The organism is Parasphingorhabdus litoris DSM 22379 (genome assembly GCF_020906275.1).
GTDB classification, from domain to species: Bacteria; Pseudomonadota; Alphaproteobacteria; order Sphingomonadales; family Sphingomonadaceae; genus Parasphingorhabdus; species Parasphingorhabdus litoris.
The window spans coordinates 2,888,928-2,913,832 of record NZ_CP086727.1 but is presented as its reverse complement, the minus strand read 5'-3'; the positions used below and the strand labels follow the sequence as shown (position 1 = coordinate 2,913,832).

Genomic DNA, 24,905 nt, shown 5'->3' with positions numbered 1-24,905 from the left:
AGCGGAAAAAATTCTGCGCAAAATGAAAAATAGGGAGATTGGATATGAAGGGCAGCACGGCCATTAAGGGTGCTATTTCGAAAAACTTGCTCAAGACAGGTATTGCCTCAATCGCACTGGCTGTGGCCAGTCCTGTTCTGGCCCAGTCGGTCAGCTTCGATATTGATCCCCAGCCACTTGCCGCTGCGCTAAAAGAATTTTCGCTGAAGAGCGGCCGCGAAATTCTCTTCTCTTCCGACATTACTCGCAGCAAAGTTACCAGCGGCATTGAAGGCGATTACGCCCCCGAAGCAGCCTTGCAGCAATTACTGCGAGGCACCGGGCTGCGCTATACCGTCACCAGCAATAACGCCTTTCTTGTGCAATCAGCGAACGGTCAGACGACAGCACCTGAAAATCAGTCTTTTGAGAACCAGGAAGATGACGGCAATATCATCATCGTGACCGCGCAAAAGCGTGAGGAACGCATATTGGACGTGCCGATCGCACTGACCGCTTTGTCGTCATCGGCTCTGGATGATCGCAAGATCGAAGGCGGATCGGAACTGCTGCGCGCGGTGCCCAATGTCAGCTTCTCGAAAAGCAATTTCAGCATGTATAATTTCTCGATCCGCGGGATCGGAACCAAGGCGATTTCGGCGTCGAGCGATCCGGCCGTCGCGGTCAGTTTCAACAACACGCCGCTGGTGCGTAACCGGCTGTTTGAACAGGAGTTCTTTGATCTGGAACGGGTGGAAGTGTTGCGCGGCCCGCAGGGTACACTTTATGGGCGCAACGCCACGGCAGGCGTGGTGAACGTCATCTCGGCGCTGCCGGGCCCCGATTTTGCTGGCGAGTTAAAGGCAGAGGTCGGCAGCTATAAAACGCGGCGGCTGAGCGGTATGCTCAACGTGCCGCTGGCCGATACGCTGGGCGTCCGCGTCGCGGGCGCGTGGACCAAGCGCGACGGGTTTGATTACAATACTTTTACGCAGCAGTCCGTCAACGGTCGCAATCTCTGGTCAACCCGGGCGACGGTGGAGTGGGAGCCGAGCGACCGGTTCCGCGCCAATATCATCTGGCAGCATTTTGAGGAGGATGACGACCGGTCGCGCACCGGCAAACAGCTGTGCACCAACGATCCGGGAATTCAGCAATTCGGCGATTTCGCTTTGCCTGATCTTTTGGCCGGCAAGACCAGCCAGGGCTGCCTGCCGGGGTCGCTCTATGACGACGCGGCCTATGGCACACCCAATGGTCGCAGCCTGGTCTATCTGGCCGTTCCTGGCGAACAGATCACCCTCGGATATTCTGTCCTCCCGGACGGGAGTCGGGGGCCGCGTGTCACGCCGATTATTGGCGCGGGCGTGGTCGATCCGTTCGCCGGCGTGACGCAATCGCGCAATCTGCGCGAGATTTCGACCAGCTATGATCCGGTATTCCGTGCGAAAAATGATGTGGTTCAGTTCAATATGGAGTTTGAGCCATCGGATGGACTGCAGCTGGTATCACAGACCGCCTATGCACGCGATAGATTCTATTCGACCCAGGATTATAACCGGTTCGTGACTAATCCGATATTCGCCGATTCCACGCAACCCCTGCTGAATGTTCTCGGTCGACCTATCGATACCACGTTAACCCCAGGTCCAACCCCCGGCGGCATATATTGCGATCCGCAACTCGGCTGTTCCGATCGCATGGTGTCCGCCGATCTCAGCCGCTCACGCAATCGCCAGTGGTCTCAGGAATTGCGCCTGCAATCCAGTTTCGATGGACCGGTCAATTTCAACCTGGGCGTCAACTATCTCGATTTCAAATCGCAAGATGATTACTACGTTTTCAACAACATGTTCACCCTTATCGCGGATTGGTTTTACGACAGCACAGGTACAAACATCTTTTTGCCAGGCGGCGGCGGACGTGTGAGGAAGGAACCTCCCTGCGACCTTGGTTTTGAAGGGCGCGAATGCCCCTATGTTGATCGCAATCCGTTCGACAGCCTGGACAATCAAGGCCATAATTATTTCCTCAGCCAGAATGGTGTTCGGATCAAAAGCCTGGGCCTGTTTGGTGAGCTGTACTGGAATGTCGCCGACGATCTGAAGCTGACCCTGGGTGGGCGCTATACCCGCGACCGCAAAGTGTCGGATCAGATTCCTAGCCAATTGCTGCTGGCGGGTGGCATTGACAATCCTTTCGGGCCGGAATTTATTGGTGCCTTTACCGGCGGCAGCGTAAACAGCGGCTATCCCGCACTACCCGATATCAGTCAGAAATGGGGCAAGTTTACCGGGCGCGCAGTGCTGGACTGGAAACCGGCGTTTAGCTTCACCGATGACACGCTCATCTATCTTTCCGCTGCTCGCGGTTATAAGGGCGGCGGCACCAATCCGCCGCGTGTTGATTTCAACCCGGATGTCGTCCAATATCAGTTCCTGCCGCAGACCTTTCGGCCAGAATTTGTCAACGCTTTCGAAATCGGGATTAAGAACAGCTTCGACGGCGGTCGCTTGACGCTGAACGCCAACGCCTTCCTTTACGATTACAAGGATTACCAGGTCTCGCAGATTGTTGATCGCATTGCCTATAATGAGAATTTCGACGCGACGAGCATGGGTCTGGAATTTGAGGCAGCATGGGCCCCCTCACGCGCCTTCCGCATTGACGGGAATCTCGGTTTTCTCAAGACTCGGTTGAAAAACGGATCGCAGTCCATCGACGTGATGGATCGCACGCAGGGCGATCCGGACTGGGTTGTGCTGCGCCCCTGGTTGCAAGTGCCATCCAACTGCATCGCGCCGCGCGCCTTGGTGGAGAAATTCCTCGCAGCTGGTGGGACGCCGAATCAAGCCGGTTTATCAGGACTTTGCCCGGGTGCGACCAGGGTTGCAAACTTTAATCCAGCAGTCAAAAGTCAGTTCAAAAGCTGGCAGCGATATGGTTTCACCTACGACTTTTTCGCGCCTTATAATCCGGATACGGTCGGCCTAGATATCGATCAAGGCGGTAGCGGCGCACCCAATGGCGGGCGTGGCTTCTTTGCCGATCTCGGCGGCAATGAGCTGCCCAATGCGCCACGGATGACGGTCAATATCGGCGCGCAATATACGTTTTTCATCGATGATGGTAATTGGGAACTGACATTTCGCGGCGATTATTACCGCCAGTCGAAAAGCTTCGCTCGCGTCTATAACACCGAATATGACCGGCTGAGATCGTGGGACAATGCCAATATGGCGATCACTTTCGGCCGCGCAGAACGCGATCTGGTGTTCCAATTCTATATCAAGAACCTGTTCAACAACACGCCGATTGTCGATGCCTTCACCAATAGCGACGACACCGGCCTGACGACCAATGTGTTTACGCTCGATCCGCGGATCATAGGCTTTAACGTAACGACGAAATTCTAGTTTAATAGAATTGCATTAATATATTATAATATAATGTGAATTGATTTTAAGTAAAAATAGTGTATAGTGCGATTCGCATGAAGTATTATGTGTGTAAATTACAACAAACAACTATAGGAGATAGTCATGAATAGGTTTTCAAAACTCGTAATGTGCTCATCCGTTCTTGTTGGTGCACAGTTTGCAACTACGGCCGCGATGGCGCAGGCGGCACCAGATGGTGTTTTGACTGGGTTCGTTACGGCCACAAAAGGGATCACACTTAACTGTACTCTTACGCTCACGCTGGATGCAGCCGCGAACACAGGATCCATAGCAATGGATCCAGGCGATCTGAACTGCGCTGCTTTGAACTTCAACAATATGCCTTACACAACGACATATTCGGGCGGCGTATTGACCTTCCTCAACGTGGATGTGACCACCATCACTATTGGCGATTGCGCTGGAGATATTAGCGGTGATTGGGATGGGACGACTTTGACCATTGATAGTTTCCTGCCTCCTGCCACGGGTGGTCCACCCTGTACCGTTCAAGGATTCGCCTCCTGAGCTAGGATGCCCCGATCGTCTCATATATGAGACCTGAGCCTTTGAGCGGGCGCACGCCCCCACCCTCTCCCCCGTGCGCCCGCTTAGCCTTGGATGAAATTGCATGCTTTGCGCGACGTCTGGTGAACGCCTTTGATTGGACGCGGATATCGGCTATCGCAAGAGCAGGATATGATCTTGTGGAAGATGAGCATATATTTCGGAAAACGGGCGTCCTGTGATGATACCGGGCCGTCTCGCCGTGCTTTTTCCCTTCATATCATTTCTTGCGCCATCTATCGCAGCTGAGGCCCGGGCCGATAATACGGACGCCAGTGCCACGACAGGTGCGCAACAGCCTGTCCCGCCGGGCGATCTGGTGCGGCCAGACGATATCGTCGTGACCGCCAATCGGTATGGCGAGGCTGAGGTTCTGGCCGAGACCGAATTTAGCGAAGAGGAAATCGCCAGCCAGGGTGCCGACAGCATTCAGGATCTGATCACCCGCCTGACCCTGTTCATCGGCGACGGCGCGGAAGAACCGATCCTCCTGATCAACGGCCGACCGGCTGATGGTGACAGTTCGATCCGTTCCTATCCCGCTGAAGCGCTCAACCGCCTCGCCGTCCTGAAGCCCGAAGCAGCTGCGCGATATGGCTATCCATCGGGCAAGCGCGTTGTAAACCTGGTCCTGAAAAAGACTTTCTCCAGTTTGAACGCTGATATTGGTATCTCAGCGGCAACTGCCGGGGGCCAATATGGCGGCTCCCTGTCGGCGGGGCGAGTGGCGATCAACGGGCCGACACGCTGGAACGTGCAAGCGCGCATCGAACGCCAGAGCAACCTGCTCAAAAGCGACCGGGATATTCCGCCGCGGACGGTATCGAACGCGCCGACGCCGGAGGACTTCGCCGCCGCCGCGAACGGCGTGTTTAGGGTCGATCCCAACGACCTTGAAACCCTGCAACCGTCAAGGCGCAGCATGTCCTTTAACGCGGGGGTTACACGTCCGCTGGGGGACTTTTCGGCTTCGCTCAACGTTAACGCCAGCAGCAGCCGCAGCAAGGGGCTGCGCGGGCTGCCGATGGCCATGATTGTCGTCCCTGCTGGCAGCCCTTGGTCACCCTTCGCCAATGACGTCGCCTTGACCCGTTCGTTCGCGGGCACCCGGGCGCTGCGCAACGACAATAGTTCGGAATCGGTGGGCGCGGCGTTCAGGCTGTCAGGCAGGATCGGCGATTGGCGGACCAATTTCTCCGCCGGTTACACGCGCAACTGGGGGGATAGTCTTCTCGAACGCGGAATAGACACAGACCGATTGCAGGAACTGATCGATGCCGGCGATCCGGCGTTTAACCCCTATGCTCCCTTGGACGATCGTCTTTTGCTGGCCAGCCGCAATCGTTCGCGCGGGGAAAATATCAATGCTCGTGTCAATGTCAGTAAAACCATTATCGATCTTCCAGCCGGGCCGTTGACCTCCAATTATTCCCTGGACGTGCGCCGCAATCGGTCCGAAAATCGAAGAAGCGACAATCTCGACGGCCTGATTGAGGTGAACAAGCGGACCCGTGGACAGACGAATGGCCAAATGTCGTTCAACGTGCCGCTGTCTCGAAGGGGGAAGGGAGAGATCCGGCCCTTAGGCGACCTTGCCATTGATCTGTCCGTGAGTGGTCAGACAATGTCGGACAGTGGTTTGCAAAAGCAATTTGGCGGCGGGGTGAGTTGGTCGCCCTTCTCGTTTCTAGAGCTTCGTGGGGCCCTTGAATATGTCGAGACAGCGCCTTCGTTCGACCAGCTCGACGGGCCGATCATCACAACTGTCAATCGGATATTCGATTACAGGCAGCAGGAAACGGCAGAGATCGTTTCGACTATCGGTGGAAATCCCGACCTTGGACGCGGTAGCCGGCAAAACTTCTCGCTGACGGCAATGGTGCGGCCCTTTGGCGATCAGACGCTGTCGCTAAATGTCGGCTATCGGGAGCAGGAGGCGAAAGGCGGCGTGGCGGCCTTCCCGGAATTGACGCCAGTTATCGAAGCGGCTTTCCCGGAAAGAGTGACGCGGGATGCGAATGGGCAGCTCGTTGCGATTGATGCGCGCGCCATCAACATCGCTCGTGAGACCAGCGCCGAACTAAACTCCAGCATCACGCTGCGCCTGCCGAGCCCAAGCAGTGCGAAACGTATCGCAAAACTGCGGAAACCAGGCACCGATCCCTTGCGACTAAGCATGTCGCTCAATCATCGTTGGCGCCTGAAGAGCGAATTGCTGACGCGGATCGGTGTTCCGGTGATCGATCAACTCGGCGGCAGCGGCCAATCCCGTCACTTTCTCTCGTTGCAGCTTACCGCTGGCAAGCGGGGTGCTGGTGCCAGTCTGAGCGGGAACTGGAGCAGCCCCGCGCGTGTACAAAATGGAGAAATAATAGATGTTGCACGGAACTTTCGTAACAAACCCCCGGCGATTTTTAACGCTTCATTTTTCGTTGAACCGGCGCATATTTTGTCTGACGTTGGAGAATCCCGATGGATGGAAAACGTGAAGCTTTCGCTCGACGTGCAAAACCTCTTGAACGGGTATCGCCGGATAACCCTCGGCGATGGCAGCGTCCCGGCTGGCTTTAGCCGGGACGAGATCGATCCGTTAGGCCGGACGGCGCGATTGACCGTCAGGAAGAGGTTCTAGGCCGTGCATAGGATGGTCAGTTCATTACCCAATTGTTCGAATATGCCGAAATTGATGATGAAAAAGCCGAGACATGGGTTTTTTCAACAACCCTTAACCCATCTCAAGCCCCAAAAGGAGAATGACGATGCAACATCCTATATATCCTGATGAGGCAATGGGATCTCCTTGGGGTAAGCCAGAACGTCAGATATGGATAACACAAGAAATTTTAAGCATCTCTACCGGAATGGGCGGTGGATATTTTGTCACCGGAAATTCGTTTTCCCAAATTCCAGCATACTGGCGAATGCATGCAGTTATAGGCGCAGCTGGCTGGGGGACAAACTGGTTTGAAAATGAAACTGGCGCCAATGGAATAATCATCACATTCCCGGGATTGTTCTCCCAACAACAACTCGCTAGTGCGCTAGATTATGCTGACAGGCACGGGCTAATGGATATAGCATCCGAAGGCCCCAAATCCAAAAAAAGTGGTGAGTAAGTCTCCACAACAGAAGATGCCTCGCGAGGCCTCACATATCTACATCTTACACTCCAACTAAGCTGAAAATATCCAGTATGTCTAATGTCCGCTTTATCCCTATTCTGTTGAAAAAGTCGCTTTTGGAGCCGATGGTAGACAGCTGCTGAGAGCGGACGAGCGCTCCCATTGTGCTTCTTATGCGGGCGCGAGTTCCGGGATCGGTTTCATTTTAGCCAGTTTCCGTAGGTTTTGAGCTGCGGCGGCGAGGTGGAACTCGTCTTTTGCTCCGTTGGGATCGCGTAGGCGCAAACGGTCGAGCTTCAGGATGCGCTTGAGATGCGCGAACAGCATCTCCACCTTTTTTCGCTGACGGCGTGAGACGAGATAGGCATCTGTGGTGGCGATATCGCGCGCCATGTCGCGTGCGCCTTCGTGGATCGAGCGCATGATCTTGCGGGCTGCCATATTGGGCGTGCAGCGCTGCTTGAGATGGCAGCTCTGACAGTCCTTCTGGCTTGCGCGATAGCGGATGAAGCCATCGGCATTGGCGAGCGGACGCGGTGTCTTGAAGTTGCGATTAGATGGTCTCAGCCGATTGCCGCCGGGGCAGATGGAGCTGTCGTCTTCATGGACATAGGTGAAGCCTGATCGCTCGAAGGTATCGTCTTTGCGGGCCGACTTGTCGAACACAGGGATGTGTGGCTCGATCCCTTGATCCTCGACAAGCCATCCCAGGTTCGGTGCTGAACCATGTGCTGTATCCGCCACCAGCTTATCGGGCCAAAGGACTAAGCGCTCCTGCGTTCGTTCGATCATCCGGCGCTGCGCCAGCACCTCCGCCTGCCGGATTGAGGTTGTCGCCTCCACATCGACGATCACCGCGTGATCGAGGTCGATCAGATAATTGGTGCTGTAAGAATAGAAGGCACGTTCCCGGCTTGCCGCAGTCCAGCGTGCTGCAGGATCTGTAACGTTGAGCCGTTTGGGAGTGACCGGTGTTGCGCCGCCGAAGGCTGCATCGTCGAGCACCTCAAGATACTCCGTGACTGCCCGTCATGCTGCGCCTGGAACCGAGCGCTGCCTATGGACATCGGCTCGGATCAGACTGGCATCGACACCAAAGCCTTCACTGCCCACCAGCCCTTCGGCCATACAACGCTCGACAGTCATCTCGAACAGCTTGCGCAAAAGATCACTATCGCGGAACCGGCCATGACGGTTCTTCGAGAAGGTCGAGTGATCAGGAACTGAGCCATCAAGATCGAGGCGGCAGAACCAGCGATAGGCAAGGTTGAGATGCACTTCCTCACACAGTCGCCGTTCCGAGCGAATGCCCATGGAATAGCCGATGATCAGCATCCGGATCATCAACTCGGGATCGATCGATGGACGCCCAGCTGAGCTGTAAAACGGCTTCAGGTATTCCCGGATACCGTCGAGATCGATGAACCGGTCAATGACCCGCAAGAGGTGATCCTCAGGTACATGATCCTCAATACGGAAGCTGTAAAATAACGTTTCCTATATTGCCGTCCGATCGCTCATCATCTCTTAATCTCCTGCCGTCACAGGAAAACTGAATCACCAATCCAGTCATCGATCAATAAAGTTTTTCAACAGAATATTGCCAGAAGCGGACTGTTCGGATGTTTTTGGCGTTGGTGCTAAAGTAGACTTTTCGTATTCTGAGCTGACACCTGACATTTAACCGAATAGCTCATGCCATCTTACCTAGATCGGTCAAAAAAATTGAACTGTGCGCGGTAACCCTCATTATCATTGCACTAGGAGCTTCGTTTAATGGATTATCCGACATGCAGGAATAGCTCTCAGTTATCGTGCAGAAACCTTTCAAGGAAAAAGGAGGATATTCTTGTCCGCCGTCATATCTTACATACCATCATCAAAATTTTCCGAGCAGGTTTATAAAGAAGCCTTTGCTTGCGTGGCTCTGGTCTCCGAGGTCGTCTGAGAAGTCTGTGAAGCTGTATCCGACGCCGATTTTGGCATTATTGCCGACATGGCGATAGATAGCGGTTAGCACGCCGTATCGGGTATTGTCGGCGATATCGTTGGTTAGTACGCGGCCTTCGATTAGGCGATCCCAGTTTTTCACCACATGCACGTCACCGCGGATCACACCGAGATGGGTATTGCTGGACACAAATTCATCGCTGCCCCGGCCCAATGATACGCGACCCTGACGATAACCATATTTGGCACCCAAAGTGAGCCATTGAGAGATGTCATAGCTTGCATCAATGGAGACAATCGGGCCGACCTGTTTTGGACCATCGGCCTCACCGCATTTCGTCACTTGACCTACAGGGCCGAGATCGCGGAAGTAGTTATAGCACGCCAGGATATTTAGCTTGTCATTGTCCACTGGGCGATAGACAAAGCCGGCCACGCCCTTGAAAAAGTCGGCAGCAGGGATATTGGCTGCATCATTATCCGCTATCGCGAAGTTGAGCCACCCCAGGAAGCGCCAGTCACGGTTGAGCTTCAAATTGACATTCTTGCGAAACAACCGAATGCCCCCGGACGATGAGTTGAAGCGTATGAATGGGCTATCAGTTTTGCAACTTTTGGGCCTCAATCCCCTACTCTCGCCAACTTAATCTGCAACGGGTTCAATTAGTCTGACAACACCCTCACAGGGACAGCGTTCGCGCAACGCCTATACCATCCAGAAATGCTTGATCATGGCTGACGGCCAAGATCGCGCCGTCGTAGTGGGTCAGAGCCGCTTCAAGTGTCTCGATAGCCTCGATATCGAGATGGTTGCTCGGTTCGTCCAACAGCAAAAGCTGGCTTGGCTGGCTGTGCCCAAGGGTGCAGGCCAGACCCACGCGCAGTCGCTGACCGCCGCTGAGTGCGCCAATCTTCTGCTTCACGTCTTCGCCTCGAAACAAAAAACGCGCCAGCACCGCCCGCCGATCATTCTCGCTGGCGTCCGGATCAAGCCGCGCGAGAGCCTCTCGCACTGTCTCTTCCGCCTTCAAAAGGCTAAGATCTTGATCCAACAGCGCCATTGGAACATGAACCGCAACCGATCCGCTTTGCGGTTGAAGATCGCCGTGGATGCACGCAAGCAGTGTTGATTTTCCCGAGCCATTGCTACCTTCGATGGCAACCCGCTCCGGGCCGCGGATCGCAAAGGATATATCCTCCAAAAGCGGTGGCCTATCTGGATATTGGAAGCACAGGTCTTCGAGGTGCAGCACATCACGACCCGCGACAAGCCCCGAAGGAGGAATCTCAATGCTGAGTGGCTGCAAAATCTCGACATCCGCCCGGGCCATCTCAAAGGCATTTTCGGCCGCCAAGGCTTGTCGGTTTCGCAAACGTGCTGCAGCACTGCCTGAAGATTGGCTTCGTTCTCTCGCAGCGTTGAGAACGAGCTTCGATTGGCTACCGGACGCGCGGAGTCGTTTGCCCTGTCGGTCGGTGCGCGCCTTCCGCTCCGCTGCGAGTTGTGCGCGAGCGTGCGTGCTGGATAGGGCGTGTTCTGCCCGCACCAATTTGGCCTCGGCCGATGCCAGTTCGGCGGCTTTCATCTCGCGATACTCGTCGTAGTTGCCGCCATAGCTGAGCGCGCCCAGGCTCGTCAGTTCGACGATTGCGTCCATCGCATTCAACAACTTCCGGTCATGGCTGGCGACAATCACGCACCCGTTCCATGCGCGAAGGGCATCGATCACAAGACAGCGTCCAGCCCGGTCTAGGTGGTTGGTTGGCTCATCCAACAAAAGCGTATCCGGTTCAGCGAACATAAGCGCCGCAAGCCTCGCGCGCATGCGCTGCCCGCCGGAGAGCGTGCTGATCGGAGTGTCGAGAGGTTGATCGAGACCCATGGTTGACAGGGAAGCTTCCAGCCGGGCTTCCAAAGTCCAATCTGCATCCAAAAGATCGTCCGCAGTCGCTTCCGCCTGTTCTGCACGTCTCAACAGGGCGAACTGATCCTGAATACCGAAAAGATCGGCAAGCGTTTCCTTCGGAGGCAGTTCGGGGTTTTGTCGCAGGAACCCGATAGATGGCGACTTGGTGATCGTGCCAGTAGCGGGAAGGATTTCGCCAGCGATCAAGCGCAAGAGTGTGGTCTTGCCCGTTCCATTCCGACCAACAAGCCCAGTTCGGATCGGCTCAAAGGAGAGATTCAAATTATTGAAAAGATAGGAGTTGTTTGGAGTGTGCCAGCTTAGGCCGGCGATGACGATGGAAGACATGGATGATGCTCACTTCAGGAAACCTGGACGGGTCAGTTGATGAGCGTAAAATCCATGATCTGTCTTCGTTCGTTGGTGAGCAACTAATATAGCTGTTGACTCAACAAAACTCAACTTGAAGCTTACAAAAGGCAATGCAGGCTACCAAGCTTGTTCCACCTCGACGGCAGGTATGCGGCTAGGACGACCTATCTTGGCTGAACGCGAGTAACCCGAATTGCTCAACCTGCCGATGGATGAAGCGTCAATGCGCAGTACTGCACATTTGCCGAAGATGATGTCTTGGTCACGCCGCTTTGATGTCGGCGGCACCAAATCAGCGCATATGCTCCTCGAAGAAGAGGCAACTGCGGTCCGCGATCGCGCCATCATCGTCTGCCTGAACCTCATCCAGCAAATCCTGAACCCTTACATGCCCCAGTTCCTTGCGATAAGCCTTCTCTGCGCGCAGCATTGCCGCATTTATCTGGCAAGGGCGCCGAAAATACTTTTTGGGAAGCGGGTTTGGTCCATTTTGCCTTATCTCCTGGCATCTAAATGCAGGTTCCGGGCCTTCTACCGCCAGCACTATATCGAGAAGCGTAACATCGTCCGGCCTTTTGGCGAGACGGTAGCCACCCTTTGGCCCGGAGACAGTTTGTAAAATGCCTGCGCCTGACAGGGCCTGAAGGTGCTTCAGGAGATAACTCGGCGATACGCCATGAAACTCTGCCAACGATGCAGCTGACAGTAATCCCTCGTCAGGAAGGGTCGCTAGCATGGTGACGCAGTGGATGGCCTGTTCGATGCCGGCGCTTAATTTCATGTTGACCCCGATTTTATCACGGATAAAGTATATCCATGTTCTGTGAATGTCAATGTGCCTGTGTCCGAAATGTGGAGTGAAGGAGAAGGCAGTTCGAGTCACGCTAAATGCCAATTTGTAGGCGACAGCATTTGTCGGAAGCCCCCATCGCCAGCTTCACATTGATGATTTCAGGCCGGCATAGGCAAAGGTAAGCACATGTCAACGGACCATCTAAAGGCTGGAAGCCATCCATGGTCTGCTGTGACTACCTTTTTATTTGCCACAAATTTAGGAGATACACCGATGCTGGAAGCATCTGATCAATCAATTTCAATAGCCCGAATTGCCGGGCCCTATCTCCTCGTTTCAGCATTGGGTTTTGTGGCTTCTCGCCAATATTACGAACAGATGATTACTGACACCGCAAGCGCTCATCCGGTCTTGGTCAATCTTTCGGGTGCCGTGCATTTTGTGATAGGCATGGTGATATTGACCCAGCATTTCGACTGGTCGGGGATCGTCCAGTTCTCGGTTACGATGCTCGGTGTAGCGGCGGTCGCAAAAGGTTTTGTTTTGATCGCATTTCCAAAATCGACAGTCCGTGCGTCCGGTGATGCAATGGTCAGTCTCAACCTGTCGGCAATCGGATTTTTCATAGCTGGCACATGGTATTGCTTCGTTGGCTTCGGAAGCTTCTTTCTATGAAACAAGAGCTTAGTTCACGCAATTGTCCAGTAGGATCAGACCGTTAGTGGGTCAGTGGGAGATGTTCATGATTACACCGCTTGTCATCTGTTTATTGCTTATCTTGCCTTTGGTTGTGACCGCAGCGGTCGGTCAGATAACCAGGATTCATGGCCTGACCATGTTGGGTGGTATAACCGGGCTTTCGCTTGCCTATTTCTTTTTCGCAAGTGGCCACTTCATGAGAACAGAGGGGATGATTGAAATGCTTCCCTCATTTGTTCCAATGCGAAAAACTCTGATCGTGGTTACGGGAGTTTGGGAGATCGGGATTGCCATATGCTTGTTGATACCTCACACGAGACGGATCGCGGGTATTGCCAGCATCGTGACGCTGATAGCATTCTTCCCCGCCAATATATTTGCCGCGATGAATGAGGTTGGTCTTGGTGGCCATCAATGGGGTGCGGAGTATTTGTTGATACGCGCGCCGCTGCAAATTTTACTAATCGGATGGAGTTATGTGTTTGCTGTAAGATCGGGGACGAAATTACAATCATGGCGCAATGTAAATTGATCCTGCCGGCGAGATCCCATAACCGCATCTTTGCAGATACGGTCGTCATGCATGTGCTATCTATGGCAAGAACTGTCTCACTGACACTTTTGCTAGCGGCGTGCGCGGGCGCCGATCGCAGCACTGCATCTTCGACCGAAAACCTCCCCGAAAAAATCATCTCTGTCAGCGAAACGATCCGGGTTGGGCCAGCCGAAACATTTGACGGCGGCGGAGCTCTCTATGATTGGATTGGGCCTGGAGATTGCTCTCAAAACGAGGGTATGCCGCCGATGTTCGAACTCGAAGCCGGCGCAACACTTCACAATCTGTGGATGAGGAACGCGCCTGACGGAATTCATATCCGCGGATCGGGTGTAACTATTGATACCATTGTAAACGTCGATGTCTGCGAAGATGCGATCTCCATGAGCAAAGGTCGAAGCGGGGAAATCCATCAAAATATCATCATTGAAAATTCGATGTTTTTCGATTGCGAGGACAAAGCAATTCAGATCACGCGGGGTCGCGACATCCTTATAAGAAACAATGAGTTCCATAGCTGTGCCAAACCGATAAGACTCAAAGAGCAGGCGTACAACATCGAAATCACTGGTAACAAAATCGCCGGCGCAAGAACAGGAATCAAGATGACAGGCGGGCTTGCTTCGGCTTCGGGAAATTTTTTCTCGGACACTGCCATCGCATTCTGGGTAGAGCAGGGTGCCAGGCTGCACGCTGCTGGCACCAATTCCTTCGACGACGTCGTCCAGATCTACAGAGAAGATGAAGGATCAGAATTGATCTTCGAATAGCCTTTGAGGTTGAGACCATTTGCTAATCAAAAGCGCCAGAGGTCCGATGACATATGTCTATCTGATTCTCACCGCTTGCCAAATGTGATAGCATCAAATCTCGTGCATCTCTAGACCATCCGGGGCCATGTTCACGGGCGGGACCATGGTTTGTCGCTGCGATTACGATGAGACCATCGTTATCGACGCGATAAAGAACGGCGTTTCCACCGGAATCGTCGTGCCCACGGGTCGAGCCAAGGTGGCGACCTTCTTCGTCAACGTTCGTATACCAGCCAAAAGCGATACCTGTGCCGCTCGGCCGGTTATGTTGAGGTGAAAACAACAGTTTCACAGAGCCTGGGGAGAGGATTTTCCCATTCACTACACCGAGATAGATTTGATGGAGCTCTTCGACAGATAGCCTCGCGCCATGGCCGCCACGAAAGCCCCAATCCTTCTGTCGACCCTCCGAATCTCGAGGATTGAGCAAAGGCGGAAAATGCTCGGATGCACGAATGTCGTCCGGCCAGAAAGCGATGGGCTCGAGTCCTAGCGGCGTCATGACGGTCTCTGTCATGTATGCCTGATAGCCTTGTTCGGTAACAAGCTCGATGATCATGGCGAGCAGGGAATAATTATCGTTTGAGTAGCTGAATCTGTCGTTTGCCAGATCGATGAGAGGCTGTTCAAAAATAGCGTTTGAGGCTGCGTCTAAAGTAAACTGTCCCTCTGCCGCATAGTTCTGATCAATACCGGATTGATGAAGAAGAAGCTGGGACACGGTAATGTCGGCTTTATCGCTTGGCGCGTCAGGCCAGAACCGAGTAAGGTGATCATCAAGGCTAACAACACGGTCATCTACGAGCTTCAAAACAGTTATTGCTGTGATCCACTTGGTGATTGACGCGACTTCATAGCGCACGGTCTGCCCTTCTTCTGGGAACACGCCATAATCGTTCTTGAAAAGAATTTCACCGTCACATGCGACCAGTATTGAGCCTGAAAAACCAGTTTTGGAAAGTTCTTGAAAATCCAGAGCGAGCGGGTCCAGTCTGTTCTGAACGCTTTGGTCTGCAAAGGTGTCTCCATGGGCGCAGGTTGACAGAAATAGGCTCGCAAGCGAGCCAACGAACAGAGCCCGTACAGGATGTCTAGGCATAGCATATTGACCTGTCGCCATGTGTCGGTGAGCTTAAGATGCTGGTGCAAGAGCAACCAATGTTTTTCCATAGCCCGCTATCGATCATATGAAGATCATCGCTAATGTGAACTGCCGCTATAGCAATGTTTCTACTAACATTTCTGTTCTCTATTTTGGCAGAGCTTTCGGTTTTTCCAAAGATTGGATAGTTGGCGACCTCGCATTTTCTCACAGGTGACCCTTTCTTAATTGGTGTCTCACACGACAGCCCAATGATTTTGTTGACAAAGCAAGTTTATCATGGATAAAAAATATCCATATTATGAAAAATTTATGAAATCAATCACTTTCATCAGACGGAAAAGTTATGGTCAACATAGTCCGAAACTCACTTCGGAATCTCCCTGGCATCATGATCACGAAGATGATCATTGAAGAGCAGCGCGCGGCAATTGGCTGGGGCGAGCTGCGGGGTCTGGGATACTCATCTGATACAGTTGACTGTACAGATGCCGAACTTCGGCCGGGACCACTGGATGCGATTTCATTGACGGTCGACGATGGGCAGGTGATGGGGCTGGAATACGATAGTACTCGCTTTCGGAAAACAACTCCGAAGTGAGCATAATTCCAACTCTATTGATTTTGATATCGGCGGTGCTCGTCGCTGGCGTCGGGGTTTTGATGAAGCGATCGAAAGACAAGCTGGTGTTTCGCGCCGTCCTGTCGGTCAGTTCAGCTGCAATCGTCTTGCCGGCCGTGATCGCTACACCGACGCCTACCGGAATGATTTGGGTGTATCTTGTCGCTGGCGCGATCGCGCACTTTGCGTATCAATTGGCATACATCAGCGCGTTTGAACGTGGGGACATGTCTCTGGTATTTCCTTTGATGCGTGGAAGCGCTCCGGCGATTGCCGGTATTTTCGCATTCGGGATATTGGGTGAATCCTTGAGTGGCCGAGAAGTCGCGGGACTCGTATTGATCGTCTTGGCGATTATGGCTTTTACCTGGCCTTCAGGAAGAACCGAAGCGCTACCCATCATGGGAGTAATACTGGCTTTGCTCACTGGCGGGCTGATCGCCTTATACAGCGTGGTTGACGCTGCCGGTATTCGGTTTTCGAAGCAGGAGCTGGGGCAAGGTTGGACGTACATCGCCTGGTTTTTCTTACTGGACGGGATCGGGGTACCAGTTCTGGCCTATATGTGGCGGCGCGAGACAATCTGGACCTCTGCGATGGCAGAACTGAAAACTGCCTTCCCCGCAGGCGCATTATCGCTCTTTTCTTTCGGGCTTGCGCTGTTCGCATTTTCAATGGCGCCGGTCGCTCCAATGCTCGTATTGCGGGAAACGAGCGTCTTGTTCGGAGCAGTTTTTGCCGCTTACTTTTTGCGGGAGCCATTCGGACTCCAGCGAACGGGGCTGGCGGTGGTCATTTTCGCGGGGTTATTGCTGATGCAGACGTAACCGAGCGCAGCTGCCTTGCCGAACGCACGAGTTCTGAACGTATAAGTGAGCTCAAACCCTTCATTTCTATGGGCACTGTAGAAACCGGGAGTCCAACTCTTGCCATGTTACAAAATCAGAAGAAAGGAATTCAAAACAATGCAATTACAAAGATTCAACATTCCGACACCTATCAAACTGTCGCTTTTGTGGACTGCCTTGATGTGGCTCTACATCTATAATGATTATTTCAGTCTCTACTTGCCCGGGACGATAGACAGCATGTCCGCAGGAATCATTGGCCCGCTCGGCGAAGCTACCGAGTTGATCCTCATCAGTGTATCGCTGATCCTCGTGATCCCGGCGTTGCTGATTTACCTTTCCTGCGCTCTGCCGCCTGTGATCAGCAAGTGGACGAATGTGGGATTCGGTGTGATTTACACTGGCCTGCAAGCCCTTACATTTTCGGGCTCTGAACCGTTTTATAAGATGGTTGTCATATTCGAAATTTTGGTCACCCTCGCCATCGTTTTAACGGCATGGCGATGGCCGGTTGAGGATTAGTTCTGTTCTTTATCAGGCATTTTTGCAGCCCAGAATGAAGATGAGCCTTGATCAACTTTCTAGGCTGCAATTCGTGCTGCCAGCCCCCGCGCTGCCTGTAAATGAGCCTCGGGGCCATCCCCGACGAGTAGCTCGGATGTTTTAACTTTGGCGCCGCAATAATCGAAGATGCCATGACTAATCTGACTTTTCATCGCACCGAAATATCCGTGCCGTGCATATGTACGCATATCGGCGCCGGCAAGGGCGACCCAGTGGACGGGCAACCATTCCAGCTTTTTCACTAATTTGTCGCTGGAACTGTCATCATAAGCCCAACCATTGACAAACACTCTGTCGATCCAGCCCTTGAGCATCGCCGGTAGAGACCACCAGTAAATTGGGAATACTAGTACCAAAGATTCAGCGCCTTCTATTCTCTTCTGCTCTGCAACGATGTCAGCAGGGAGCGTGCTTTTCCCCAAATGAACATCAACATCGGTCATCGTAAATACAGGATCAAATCCTTCTCTATGAAGATCTGCGAGTTCAACGCTGCGTTGCAGACCTTTCATCTCAGCCATGATCGTGTGCGCAACCGCGTGCGTGAGTGAATTGGGATTGGGGTGTGAAACCACAACAAGTGAGTGCATCTTGGGTGTCCTGATCAGGATGATTGACTAAAGCATATCATAGATATTTTTTGTCTATAAATATGTTTGCCTTCAACTGCAATATGATGACACCTGCGACCAACACATTGGTTACGAAAATTTAGGGTTCGAACCAGCTGTGGTCATAGACAACGTTGAACGCCGTGAAACGTCTGTAATCGGCACCGCCAGAGCTTTGCTGAAGGAATTGGATCATCAGGGCTCGAAAACCAGTGAAAATGAAGCCAATCGCTATCGGTAGCGCGGATGACTGCAGTATTCGGGAAAGGGCGTTAAGGACGCGGCTGAAGCGATGAGCATCGATCATGCCGACCTGCTCGAACGCTCTGCCCAAACCCTCTTGATGAAACTGGCTGCATCCTGCCCGCCATTTTCTGATTTGATGGTTTTACTCAGCTTTAGGGCAGAAACGTAAAACGATGGTTCATTGACGATGCGATCAAGCGCTCCTTTGAGGTTTGTGATCGTCAGGTCCTTTTGGCGAATTGGATCTGGCGCCACGCCTAGTTCCTTCATACGCTGTCCCCAAAATGGTTGGTCGCCCATGAACGGAATGATGATTTGCGAAACTCCGGCTCGCAGTGCGGCCGCAGTTGTTCCCGCTCCGCCGTGATGGACCATTGCCAGAACGCGGGGAAGCAAAAGATCGTGTGGTGCAGAGTTGACTTCAAGCACGAGATCATGCGTTTGTCCTTTGGGCACGCCCCCCCAGCCTGACAGAATCAGTCCCCGTTGGCCGGTCTCTTCAAGCGCGCCCAGGATCGTTTTTCGCAGGCGCATCGGATCAGAACCAACCATTGAGCCAAATCCGAAGCAAATGGGTGGGTCGCCTTCGTTCAGGAACGTCTCGACTTCTTCAGACAAGGCGTCTGTGACATTGCTTTGTAGAAACCAGAACCCTCCCATGAATAGATTGGGTGGCCAGTCGGCGGGCCGGTCGATAACCGCTTCGCTGAAGCCCGCGACGATTGGGATCTGCGCGCCCGTCCCATCTTTAAACAACTCTAGTGGCTGTTTTCCAAAGCCATGACTGGTGCGCCAGTGGTTCAATGTCTTTCTCGCGGGCATACGCATGAGTAGCTGAACAGCTTGGTGGGTCAGCCTGTTGTAGAGTCGACCGAGCTTGAGCTTGGGAAACCCGAGATGCGCTGTGGTATTCGTTGGAACCAGCATCGGAATCAGCAATGCCATTACCAAAGGCACCTTCATTCGCTCCGATATCGCATAGGCGGCGAAGGCCTTTGGATGAAACACGATAAGATCAGGGCGAACTTTTTCAGCAACGTCCCAACAGTCCTGCACGAGTTCGGCCTGAAGTGGTTTGACACGCTTCATCAGCTTCAGATTGGTCTTGATCATCCCCAGAAAGCCGTTTGCACCCTCCATCGCCTGGCGGCCCTGTTGGGTATCGATGATGCTGAGCAAGCCGTCGCCAAGCGGCGCGAAATTGACATCGTGTGTGGCGACCAAAGGGGCAAAGCGCGATGCTGTCGCCAAAGTCACTGAGTGGCCGTCCTCTTGTAGCGCTTTTGAAAGCGCAATGAACGGTTGGACATCACCTCGCGTACCATATGTCAAAATAAGAATTTTCATTTGCGCTTACCTAGCCCAAGCAGCATAATATCAAACACGTACGAAAATTGGGGCCCAGCTCTGGAACTTGGCGTGGCGTGATATTCGAATAGCCACATCATTTGTGGTTGCTCTCGTCGACAAATTGTATGGGCCGATCATAGGTCTTTGCCTCACGCAAGTAGTCTCGAAACGCATCCGAATTTCCCACTTCTGAGCTGAAATCGCCAGATATTTGGATAGCAGATTGATAATTCACCAGCTTTTGCTCCAACTCTCCGAGTAACCCGGTATCCAATACCCAGAAATCTGCCGAAAAATCGCTTTTGCACTTGTAAATCATGCCTGTAGAGGACATCGCCTCTTCGATAAGTCCGAGTATTTCTTCCGAAGTTTGTATCATCTTTCTGTTCTCTGTATCCACTTGAGCAATCAGGTCATACGGTCAACCGGTTGCGGTCAATTTCAAAGAATCTTTGGTTGTGTTTTTCGACGAGAATATTGCCGCTCTTGCCATCCAACATTGTTAGCATATTGGAAACCTCTCTCCCAACAGCGGTATTGCCTGGTTGGCATTGCGGCGCACACCACCACGGAATTTGGAGATAGTCCGATCTATGATAGCCAATGGCTTCTTAAAATCCAGGTAAAGCGTCATTCGATTTCCTTTCTGTCCAATTCATATGACGGTAACATCCAAATTGCGTGCGACCGGGCAGGTATTTTTGCAAGCCATGGAAGTGATAGATTATCGCCATCCCGCCCCAACAAACATCAAAGGTTGAATGCTTTTTCGTCTGGGCCCAATCCATGATCCCATGCAACTTGTACTAATTCTTCGAACGCCAGATGCTCGACAGATGCACTTGGTAATGATAAAACCATCGAGCTTCTCGTTCTTGAGGGCCTCGAAAGGGCGATTCAACTATCGGCAGAGACATCCCCCATGCGCAGAAGATTTCCGTCTGGATCAATTATTTCTAGCTCGCAGACGCCCCAGTGCTTGTTATCAGCTTTCTCAAACTCACAGGACATGTCCAGCTTCTCGTACTCTGACGAAAGCGCCTGAGCATCTTCCACCTGGACAAAGGCATCGTGATCAGAAGTCTGTGAAGTCTCATGATCGTGAGTGCTAAAGAAGTGAATCTCCACGGTATCGCGAACAAGGATTAGGTATCCCTGTTCTTCAAATCTCGCGACTTCGTTGAAACCAAGCCCTCGATAGAAAACTGACGTCTTTTCAAAATCTGATCTCGCGAAAATCGGGCATATGCTTTTTACCATCTTCATCTTCAACGCTAATTTAGATTCAAGGCTCTGCTCACTGACAATATCCTTATCCATCTGGCTGAAAATAAAAGCCATTCATTTGTCCCGGCTGCTTTGAGTTTGGTCAACGATGCTTCCAGACATTTGGAAAACAGCACGAGCAAATCTTCCAGTTTCTGCACCGGCATATCGTCTTCGCTGTTAAAACCGCCGTCGACGCCAGCGCACTTGAACCCCAGATAGTCAGGCCCACATTTCTGGCACATCCAGCAAAAAACCAATGGACTGAAATGCTTGATCGGGAATTTGAAGTAGTTGATTATATTGTGTTGGTGCGACATCTTGAAAAGATCCATTGATTTAATAGTGCCTTGCACAGCTGCGAGGCACAAAAGCCCGTTAGTGATATTTCAGTTCGTCAGATCAACTTCGTGCTGAGAGCGGAAACCCAAAGCCATACGGTTCCAGATGTTGATGGTTCCGATGGCAACGGTGAGCTTGGTAATCTCTTCTTCGTTGAAATGTGATTTCAGGGCGTCAAAATCACGATCCGGCGCACCAGTCTCAGAAACATTCGTCAGCGACTCGGTCCACGCCAGAACGGCCCGCTCTTTTTCATCGTAGACTGGAGATTCCTTCCAGGCTGAAATGAGAGAAAGCCATTGATCTCCAATGCCCTCTTTGCGGGCCTCTTTGACATGCATGTCGATACAGAAGGCACAACCGTTGATCTGTGATGCACGGATTTTCACGAGATGCAACAAGCGCGGCTCAATCCCTGCCTTCTGTGACACAAATTGCTCCAGACCCCAGACAGCCTGAAATGAATCCGGTGAGACTTTCATGTAGTCGATACGTGCTTCCATGACTATTTCCTTTTCACGTTGATCAGTTCTTAAGTCCGCTTTTGCTCAGCCGTCACAGGTGACCAATACATTCGACCTGATGTCGGTTGAGTGGGTTGCCAGTTGCCAACTTCGAGAACCCGATCCTGTTCAACATCGTGGCTCGCGTCCTCGCATGATGCGGCGTTTCAATGTGACCCTTGATGTCAGCCAGAAACCCATCACGCGGAAATCGCCGAATGACAGCATCTACTGTTTGTTTCGAAAGCCGACGATAATGAGAGCCAACAACATCAAGATGCGCCCCGTTGGCTAGCATCTCAGCCTCTGGGAAATGATCCACGGCACGGACATCAAGATTGAGATGCAGGCTAATTGCCTCAAACACCTTGCTGATTTTGTCCGTGTCCCAGCTGGCAGATAGCAGAAACTCTTCAGCCTTTTGTGCTCCCGTCACGGCAAAACACGCACAGCTGGATTTCTGGACATGGGGCTCAACCAGCCCCAAATCATGCAAGATGCTTGCAATGTAGAAAATCTCAGGATCAAATTTGAGTTCGGCCTGTTTGCCTAGCAGATACCCCCAAATATATGTTCTTACGCAGTGGCTGTGCAGAGGTGAGCTGGACATGTCTCGTACCAACTCGTCAGTCTGAAGTGCGATGCTTGAATCTGGAATAATGATATCATCCAGATCAAAATCTAACGGCTTCGATCGACCAAAGCCCTTCGACGAGAGCCAGGCCCGAAACTCCTTGAATTGCAACGTGATGAGCTGCTTGTGCAAGCCTACATATTCGGCGCGCGAGAGGATCCCATCGGTTTTCTTTGCCCAATCCAATGTTCCGACTTTTGGCATGCCACGCCTTTCCTTTCGTTCGATATTCACCTGAGCTCGGCTACTGGAGATAGCCCCGAGTAGTGATGCATATTGGCATCTCCAAATGCACAGCTACGAGCGCGCCGTCATCATCCCGTTCCCTTTGTCGCCAAGCATCATTTGACATTTTACATGATTCGCGGATATTTTTTATCCATGATAAGGATGATGGTCAAGCTACTAAACACCACTTTTATCTAACCGCCGGCGGAGGGGACTTGGTCAGATGCCAACGCCATGGACACATCGACATACTTGTCGCGAATTTCGGGCTATTCTGGAATATGCGAAAGACCGAATGTGCCTTGATTCAGAGAACAGCATTCACCCCCAGTTGTAGCCAGGAGCAGGGGCGATGCGTATTCCTAAAGAGGCATGGCAGCTGGAGCATAGTTTCGACCGGAAACGGAAATTCTAAAAATGGGTCGCCAGTTGATTGGCAGCAACAACTGTTGTCCCAAAAAGCGGACATGTTTTTCCTTTGCACCTATCCAGATAAAGCGTCGGTGTGAGTTGATCGTGGAAGCAGAAACGGTTTGGCAGTTTTCGGCGGTAAATTCCGGCGGCTCACTTTCGAAAACGCTTGCCGGACATATGACGATAGGCTGAGAGTCGATTGAAATGAATTCCAGACCCTGGGCGAATGCTGCGGCTGGATTTGACAACAGCGCAAGAAAAATAGCGAAAACCAACTTGAACATGCTTAATCCGTACACGATCTCAAAGCTGCCGAATATAACCGTTCGCACAGTAAACAGTACCGCCCAGCAGTTCTGGTCTTTTGGCCGTGATGTCAAAAGGCAATCGAAGGCTCAATCTTTCCTTTCGGAGTCGATGATCATGAAACTGTTGCCGGGCTTAACCAGCCTTATCTTTATTTCCGCCTGCTCCCTTATTACACCACCGAATATTAAACCTTTCACGCTACATGCGTCCGCAACCCCAACCGGCGAAATTCCGATCACCTTCGAAGCGCAAAGTGGTAAAACTGTCGCGGCCTTCCAAGGGGCGTTTGTTGTCCCTGAGAACCGGTCATCACCTGACAGCCGCATGCTAACGCTTCGCTATGTTCGCTTCCCAGCAACTGGGAAGAAAAACGGTCCGCCAATTGTCTATTTGGCCGGTGGGCCCGGGGGGTCTGGAATCGCGACGGCGAAATGGCGCCGATTTCCACTGTTCATGGCAATGCGGGAATTTGGTGATGTCATTGCCCTTGATCAGCGCGGAACAGGGGCTTCAAATGACATGCCGGAATGTTCGTCGCCTTTTACGATTGATGACGCCTCGGCGTTAGATGATGCGAAATATATTGCGATGAACCAACAGGCTCTGCGTTGGTGTATCGGGTTCTGGAAAGACAAGGGGATCGATTTAAATGGGTACACCACGATTGAAAGCGTTAATGATCTCGATGCCCTTAGGGTTCATCTGGGGGCTAAAAAAATCTCGCTTTGGGGAACGTCCTACGGATCGCATTTGTCACTCGCCGCGCTCAAGGAAATGGATGACCGTATCCAGAAAGTGGTGATTTCGAGTGTTGAAGGACTCAATCAGACGATTAAGCGTCCAGCGCGAACTGATGCCTATTTTCAGCGTGTTCAGCATGCCGTTAATACCGACGTTTTGTTGCAGAAAAAATACCCGGACATTGTTGATTTGATGCACAGAGTTCACGCCAAACTCGACAAGGCACCGGTACTTGTAGAGGTACCGCAAAAGGAGGGGGCTCCTTTTCCTGTTCATATCCAGTCGCGTATATTGCGCCAATATGCGTCGGGACTAATCTCGGATCCGCAGCGCGCAATGAGTGTGCTCGCCGTTTATCGAGGGTTAGACCAGGACGATACTGAACCAGTAACGGAGCTTTTACGGCGTTGGCATGAGCCGAATGCAAAAATTTCATTCCGTCCGATGTCGGTTATAATGGACGTAGCATCGGGTATTACTTCTGAGCGTCGCAGTGAAATAGAGGATGAAGCCAAAACTGCTGTGCTTGGATCATTTCTAAATTTCACGATTCATTTACTCGATGTCGCTCCAGAATATGATCTCGGTGATCAGTTTAGAGAAAAACCTGTATCCGACACGCCAACGCTCGTCCTTAGCGGCACTCTTGATGGACGGACATATGTTGAGAGCCAGCTTGAGGCAACATCGCAGCTGCGTAACCGACAAGCCGTCACTGTAAAGAATGCCGGGCACAATCTTTTTATGTCTTCGCCAGAAGTCACAACAACGATTCTTGAGTTTATGCGCGGCAAAAAAGTCGACCGACGCATTATCGAAGTCGATCTGCCGTTTAAGTAGGTCCTGTAAGTCGCCTTTCCAATTAATGGATTTTCCGATCGAAAAAGACTTCTGCCACCTTCGAAAATTTTGCTTCCAACTTAGGCAT

At 52.2% G+C, this 24,905-nt stretch carries 24 protein-coding genes and 1 pseudogene; 11 read left to right on the top strand and 14 right to left on the bottom strand.

Annotated features, from left to right (window positions below; genetic code table 11):
• Positions 1 to 44 precede the first annotated feature (44 nt).
• The 4 genes from BS29_RS14115 (at position 45) to BS29_RS14100 (ending at position 7,102) form a co-directional block, all read left to right on the top strand.
• Positions 45 to 3,395, top strand: a complete 3,351-nt coding sequence (locus tag BS29_RS14115) for a TonB-dependent receptor domain-containing protein (RefSeq protein ID WP_229954278.1) — start codon at positions 45 to 47, stop codon at positions 3,393 to 3,395.
• Between the two features lie 126 nt (positions 3,396 to 3,521).
• Complete coding sequence (locus tag BS29_RS14110) at positions 3,522 to 3,947, top strand: hypothetical protein (RefSeq protein WP_229954277.1); 426 nt, start codon at positions 3,522 to 3,524, stop codon at positions 3,945 to 3,947.
• A gap of 217 nt (positions 3,948 to 4,164) precedes the next feature.
• Positions 4,165 to 6,618, top strand: coding sequence for a porin family protein (locus BS29_RS14105; RefSeq protein WP_229954276.1), 2,454 nt, complete (start codon positions 4,165 to 4,167; stop codon positions 6,616 to 6,618).
• Positions 6,619 to 6,745: 127 nt separating this feature from the next.
• Positions 6,746 to 7,102 carry a DUF7007 domain-containing protein gene (locus BS29_RS14100; RefSeq protein ID WP_229954275.1) on the top strand — a complete coding sequence of 119 codons (357 nt, stop codon included), beginning with the start codon at positions 6,746 to 6,748 and terminating at the stop codon, positions 7,100 to 7,102.
• A gap of 177 nt (positions 7,103 to 7,279) precedes the next feature.
• Here BS29_RS14100 and BS29_RS14095 read toward each other — a convergent pair.
• The 4 genes and pseudogenes from BS29_RS14095 to BS29_RS14080 form a co-directional block, all read right to left on the bottom strand.
• Positions 7,280 to 8,581, bottom strand: a pseudogene (locus tag BS29_RS14095) (transposase).
• 406 nt (positions 8,582 to 8,987) lie between these two features.
• Positions 8,988 to 9,593, bottom strand: a complete 606-nt coding sequence (locus BS29_RS14090) for a hypothetical protein (RefSeq protein ID WP_229954274.1) — start codon at positions 9,591 to 9,593, stop codon at positions 8,988 to 8,990.
• Between the two features lie 145 nt (positions 9,594 to 9,738).
• A complete protein-coding gene (locus BS29_RS14085; RefSeq protein ID WP_407673713.1) occupies positions 9,739 to 11,313 on the bottom strand; it encodes an ABC-F family ATP-binding cassette domain-containing protein in 1,575 nt (524 codons plus the stop codon).
• Positions 11,314 to 11,629: 316 nt separating this feature from the next.
• A complete protein-coding gene (locus BS29_RS14080; protein ID WP_229954272.1) occupies positions 11,630 to 12,118 on the bottom strand; it encodes an RrF2 family transcriptional regulator in 489 nt (162 codons plus the stop codon).
• 285 nt (positions 12,119 to 12,403) lie between these two features.
• On the opposite strand from BS29_RS14080, the gene BS29_RS14075 reads away from it, so the two are divergent.
• The 3 genes from BS29_RS14075 to BS29_RS14065 all read left to right on the top strand — a co-directional run bounded on the left by BS29_RS14075 (position 12,404) and on the right by BS29_RS14065 (position 14,155).
• Positions 12,404 to 12,805: a hypothetical protein gene (locus BS29_RS14075; RefSeq protein WP_229954271.1), complete on the top strand. Its 402-nt coding sequence runs from the start codon at positions 12,404 to 12,406 to the stop codon at positions 12,803 to 12,805.
• Positions 12,806 to 12,872: 67 nt separating this feature from the next.
• Positions 12,873 to 13,361 carry a DoxX family protein gene (locus BS29_RS14070; RefSeq protein ID WP_229954270.1) on the top strand — a complete coding sequence of 163 codons (489 nt, stop codon included), beginning with the start codon at positions 12,873 to 12,875 and terminating at the stop codon, positions 13,359 to 13,361.
• Entirely contained in the window at positions 13,343 to 14,155 is an 813-nt protein-coding gene (locus tag BS29_RS14065) for a pectate lyase (RefSeq protein ID WP_229954269.1), read from the top strand. The genes BS29_RS14070 and BS29_RS14065 overlap by 19 nt, the downstream gene beginning before the upstream one ends.
• Before the next feature lie 22 nt (positions 14,156 to 14,177).
• Here the strand turns inward: BS29_RS14065 and BS29_RS14060 are convergent, their stop codons facing one another.
• Entirely contained in the window at positions 14,178 to 15,296 is a 1,119-nt protein-coding gene (locus BS29_RS14060) for a serine hydrolase domain-containing protein (protein ID WP_229954268.1), read from the bottom strand.
• 394 nt (positions 15,297 to 15,690) lie between these two features.
• On the opposite strand from BS29_RS14060, the gene BS29_RS14055 reads away from it, so the two are divergent.
• From BS29_RS14055 to BS29_RS14045, 3 genes are all read left to right on the top strand, one after another.
• A complete protein-coding gene (locus tag BS29_RS14055; protein ID WP_229954267.1) occupies positions 15,691 to 15,900 on the top strand; it encodes a hypothetical protein in 210 nt (69 codons plus the stop codon).
• Positions 15,897 to 16,748, top strand: coding sequence for a DMT family transporter (locus tag BS29_RS14050; protein ID WP_229954266.1), 852 nt, complete (start codon positions 15,897 to 15,899; stop codon positions 16,746 to 16,748). Before BS29_RS14055 ends, BS29_RS14050 begins: the two co-directional genes overlap by 4 nt.
• Before the next feature lie 138 nt (positions 16,749 to 16,886).
• Entirely contained in the window at positions 16,887 to 17,291 is a 405-nt protein-coding gene (locus BS29_RS14045) for a DUF6326 family protein (RefSeq protein ID WP_229954265.1), read from the top strand.
• Positions 17,292 to 17,350: 59 nt separating this feature from the next.
• On the opposite strand, the gene BS29_RS14040 is transcribed toward BS29_RS14045, so the two are convergent.
• The 9 genes from BS29_RS14040 to BS29_RS14005 all read right to left on the bottom strand — a co-directional run bounded on the left by BS29_RS14040 (position 17,351) and on the right by BS29_RS14005 (position 23,211).
• Complete coding sequence (locus tag BS29_RS14040) at positions 17,351 to 17,923, bottom strand: NAD(P)H-dependent oxidoreductase (RefSeq protein WP_229954264.1); 573 nt, start codon at positions 17,921 to 17,923, stop codon at positions 17,351 to 17,353.
• Between the two features lie 121 nt (positions 17,924 to 18,044).
• Positions 18,045 to 18,251 (bottom strand): hypothetical protein, encoded by a 207-nt coding sequence (locus tag BS29_RS14035; RefSeq protein ID WP_229954263.1) that lies wholly within the window; start codon positions 18,249 to 18,251, stop codon positions 18,045 to 18,047.
• Positions 18,248 to 19,537, bottom strand: a complete 1,290-nt coding sequence (locus BS29_RS14030; RefSeq protein WP_229954262.1) for a glycosyltransferase — start codon at positions 19,535 to 19,537, stop codon at positions 18,248 to 18,250. The genes BS29_RS14035 and BS29_RS14030 overlap by 4 nt, the downstream gene beginning before the upstream one ends.
• Before the next feature lie 97 nt (positions 19,538 to 19,634).
• Positions 19,635 to 19,940 carry a DUF4180 domain-containing protein gene (locus BS29_RS14025; protein ID WP_229954261.1) on the bottom strand — a complete coding sequence of 102 codons (306 nt, stop codon included), beginning with the start codon at positions 19,938 to 19,940 and terminating at the stop codon, positions 19,635 to 19,637.
• Between the two features lie 211 nt (positions 19,941 to 20,151).
• Positions 20,152 to 20,328 (bottom strand): homoserine O-acetyltransferase/O-succinyltransferase family protein, encoded by a 177-nt coding sequence (locus BS29_RS17615; protein WP_407673712.1) that lies wholly within the window; start codon positions 20,326 to 20,328, stop codon positions 20,152 to 20,154.
• Between the two features lie 109 nt (positions 20,329 to 20,437).
• Positions 20,438 to 20,881 (bottom strand): bleomycin resistance protein, encoded by a 444-nt coding sequence (locus BS29_RS14020; protein ID WP_229954260.1) that lies wholly within the window; start codon positions 20,879 to 20,881, stop codon positions 20,438 to 20,440.
• Positions 20,882 to 21,195: 314 nt separating this feature from the next.
• Positions 21,196 to 21,651 carry a carboxymuconolactone decarboxylase family protein gene (locus BS29_RS14015; protein WP_229954259.1) on the bottom strand — a complete coding sequence of 152 codons (456 nt, stop codon included), beginning with the start codon at positions 21,649 to 21,651 and terminating at the stop codon, positions 21,196 to 21,198.
• A gap of 52 nt (positions 21,652 to 21,703) precedes the next feature.
• Entirely contained in the window at positions 21,704 to 22,489 is a 786-nt protein-coding gene (locus BS29_RS14010) for an HD domain-containing protein (RefSeq protein ID WP_229954258.1), read from the bottom strand.
• A 386-nt stretch (positions 22,490 to 22,875) separates the two neighbouring features.
• A complete protein-coding gene (locus tag BS29_RS14005; protein WP_229954257.1) occupies positions 22,876 to 23,211 on the bottom strand; it encodes a hypothetical protein in 336 nt (111 codons plus the stop codon).
• Here BS29_RS14005 and BS29_RS14000 point away from each other — a divergent pair.
• Positions 23,210 to 24,817 carry an alpha/beta hydrolase gene (locus BS29_RS14000; RefSeq protein WP_229956873.1) on the top strand — a complete coding sequence of 536 codons (1,608 nt, stop codon included), beginning with the start codon at positions 23,210 to 23,212 and terminating at the stop codon, positions 24,815 to 24,817. The genes BS29_RS14005 and BS29_RS14000 overlap by 2 nt on opposite strands.
• The last annotated feature ends 88 nt before the right edge of the window (positions 24,818 to 24,905 follow it).

Bases quoted from the DNA above. Each gene is read 5' to 3' on its own strand.
- BS29_RS14115 (WP_229954278.1), top strand. From the start codon at position 45: ATGAAGGGCAGCACGGCCATTAAGGGTGCTATTTCGAAAAACTTGCTC.
- BS29_RS14110 (WP_229954277.1), top strand. From the start codon at position 3,522: ATGAATAGGTTTTCAAAACTCGTAATGTGCTCATCCGTTCTTGTTGGT.
- BS29_RS14100 (WP_229954275.1), top strand. From the start codon at position 6,746: ATGCAACATCCTATATATCCTGATGAGGCAATGGGATCTCCTTGGGGT.
- BS29_RS14085 (WP_407673713.1), bottom strand. From the start codon at position 11,313: ATGTCTTCCATCGTCATCGCCGGCCTAAGCTGGCACACTCCAAACAAC.
- BS29_RS14080 (WP_229954272.1), bottom strand. From the start codon at position 12,118: ATGAAATTAAGCGCCGGCATCGAACAGGCCATCCACTGCGTCACCATG.
- BS29_RS14075 (WP_229954271.1), top strand. From the start codon at position 12,404: ATGCTGGAAGCATCTGATCAATCAATTTCAATAGCCCGAATTGCCGGG.
- BS29_RS14070 (WP_229954270.1), top strand. From the start codon at position 12,873: ATGATTACACCGCTTGTCATCTGTTTATTGCTTATCTTGCCTTTGGTT.
- BS29_RS14065 (WP_229954269.1), top strand. From the start codon at position 13,343: ATGGCGCAATGTAAATTGATCCTGCCGGCGAGATCCCATAACCGCATC.
- BS29_RS14060 (WP_229954268.1), bottom strand. From the start codon at position 15,296: ATGCCTAGACATCCTGTACGGGCTCTGTTCGTTGGCTCGCTTGCGAGC.
- BS29_RS14055 (WP_229954267.1), top strand. From the start codon at position 15,691: ATGATCACGAAGATGATCATTGAAGAGCAGCGCGCGGCAATTGGCTGG.
- BS29_RS14045 (WP_229954265.1), top strand. From the start codon at position 16,887: ATGCAATTACAAAGATTCAACATTCCGACACCTATCAAACTGTCGCTT.
- BS29_RS14040 (WP_229954264.1), bottom strand. From the start codon at position 17,923: ATGCACTCACTTGTTGTGGTTTCACACCCCAATCCCAATTCACTCACG.
- BS29_RS14035 (WP_229954263.1), bottom strand. From the start codon at position 18,251: ATGATCGATGCTCATCGCTTCAGCCGCGTCCTTAACGCCCTTTCCCGA.
- BS29_RS14030 (WP_229954262.1), bottom strand. From the start codon at position 19,537: ATGAAAATTCTTATTTTGACATATGGTACGCGAGGTGATGTCCAACCG.
- BS29_RS17615 (WP_407673712.1), bottom strand. From the start codon at position 20,328: ATGGATTGGGCCCAGACGAAAAAGCATTCAACCTTTGATGTTTGTTGG.
- BS29_RS14020 (WP_229954260.1), bottom strand. From the start codon at position 20,881: ATGGCTTTTATTTTCAGCCAGATGGATAAGGATATTGTCAGTGAGCAG.
- BS29_RS14015 (WP_229954259.1), bottom strand. From the start codon at position 21,651: ATGGAAGCACGTATCGACTACATGAAAGTCTCACCGGATTCATTTCAG.
- BS29_RS14010 (WP_229954258.1), bottom strand. From the start codon at position 22,489: ATGCCAAAAGTCGGAACATTGGATTGGGCAAAGAAAACCGATGGGATC.
- BS29_RS14000 (WP_229956873.1), top strand. From the start codon at position 23,210: ATGCTTAATCCGTACACGATCTCAAAGCTGCCGAATATAACCGTTCGC.
- BS29_RS14005 (WP_229954257.1), bottom strand. From the start codon at position 23,211: ATGTTCAAGTTGGTTTTCGCTATTTTTCTTGCGCTGTTGTCAAATCCA.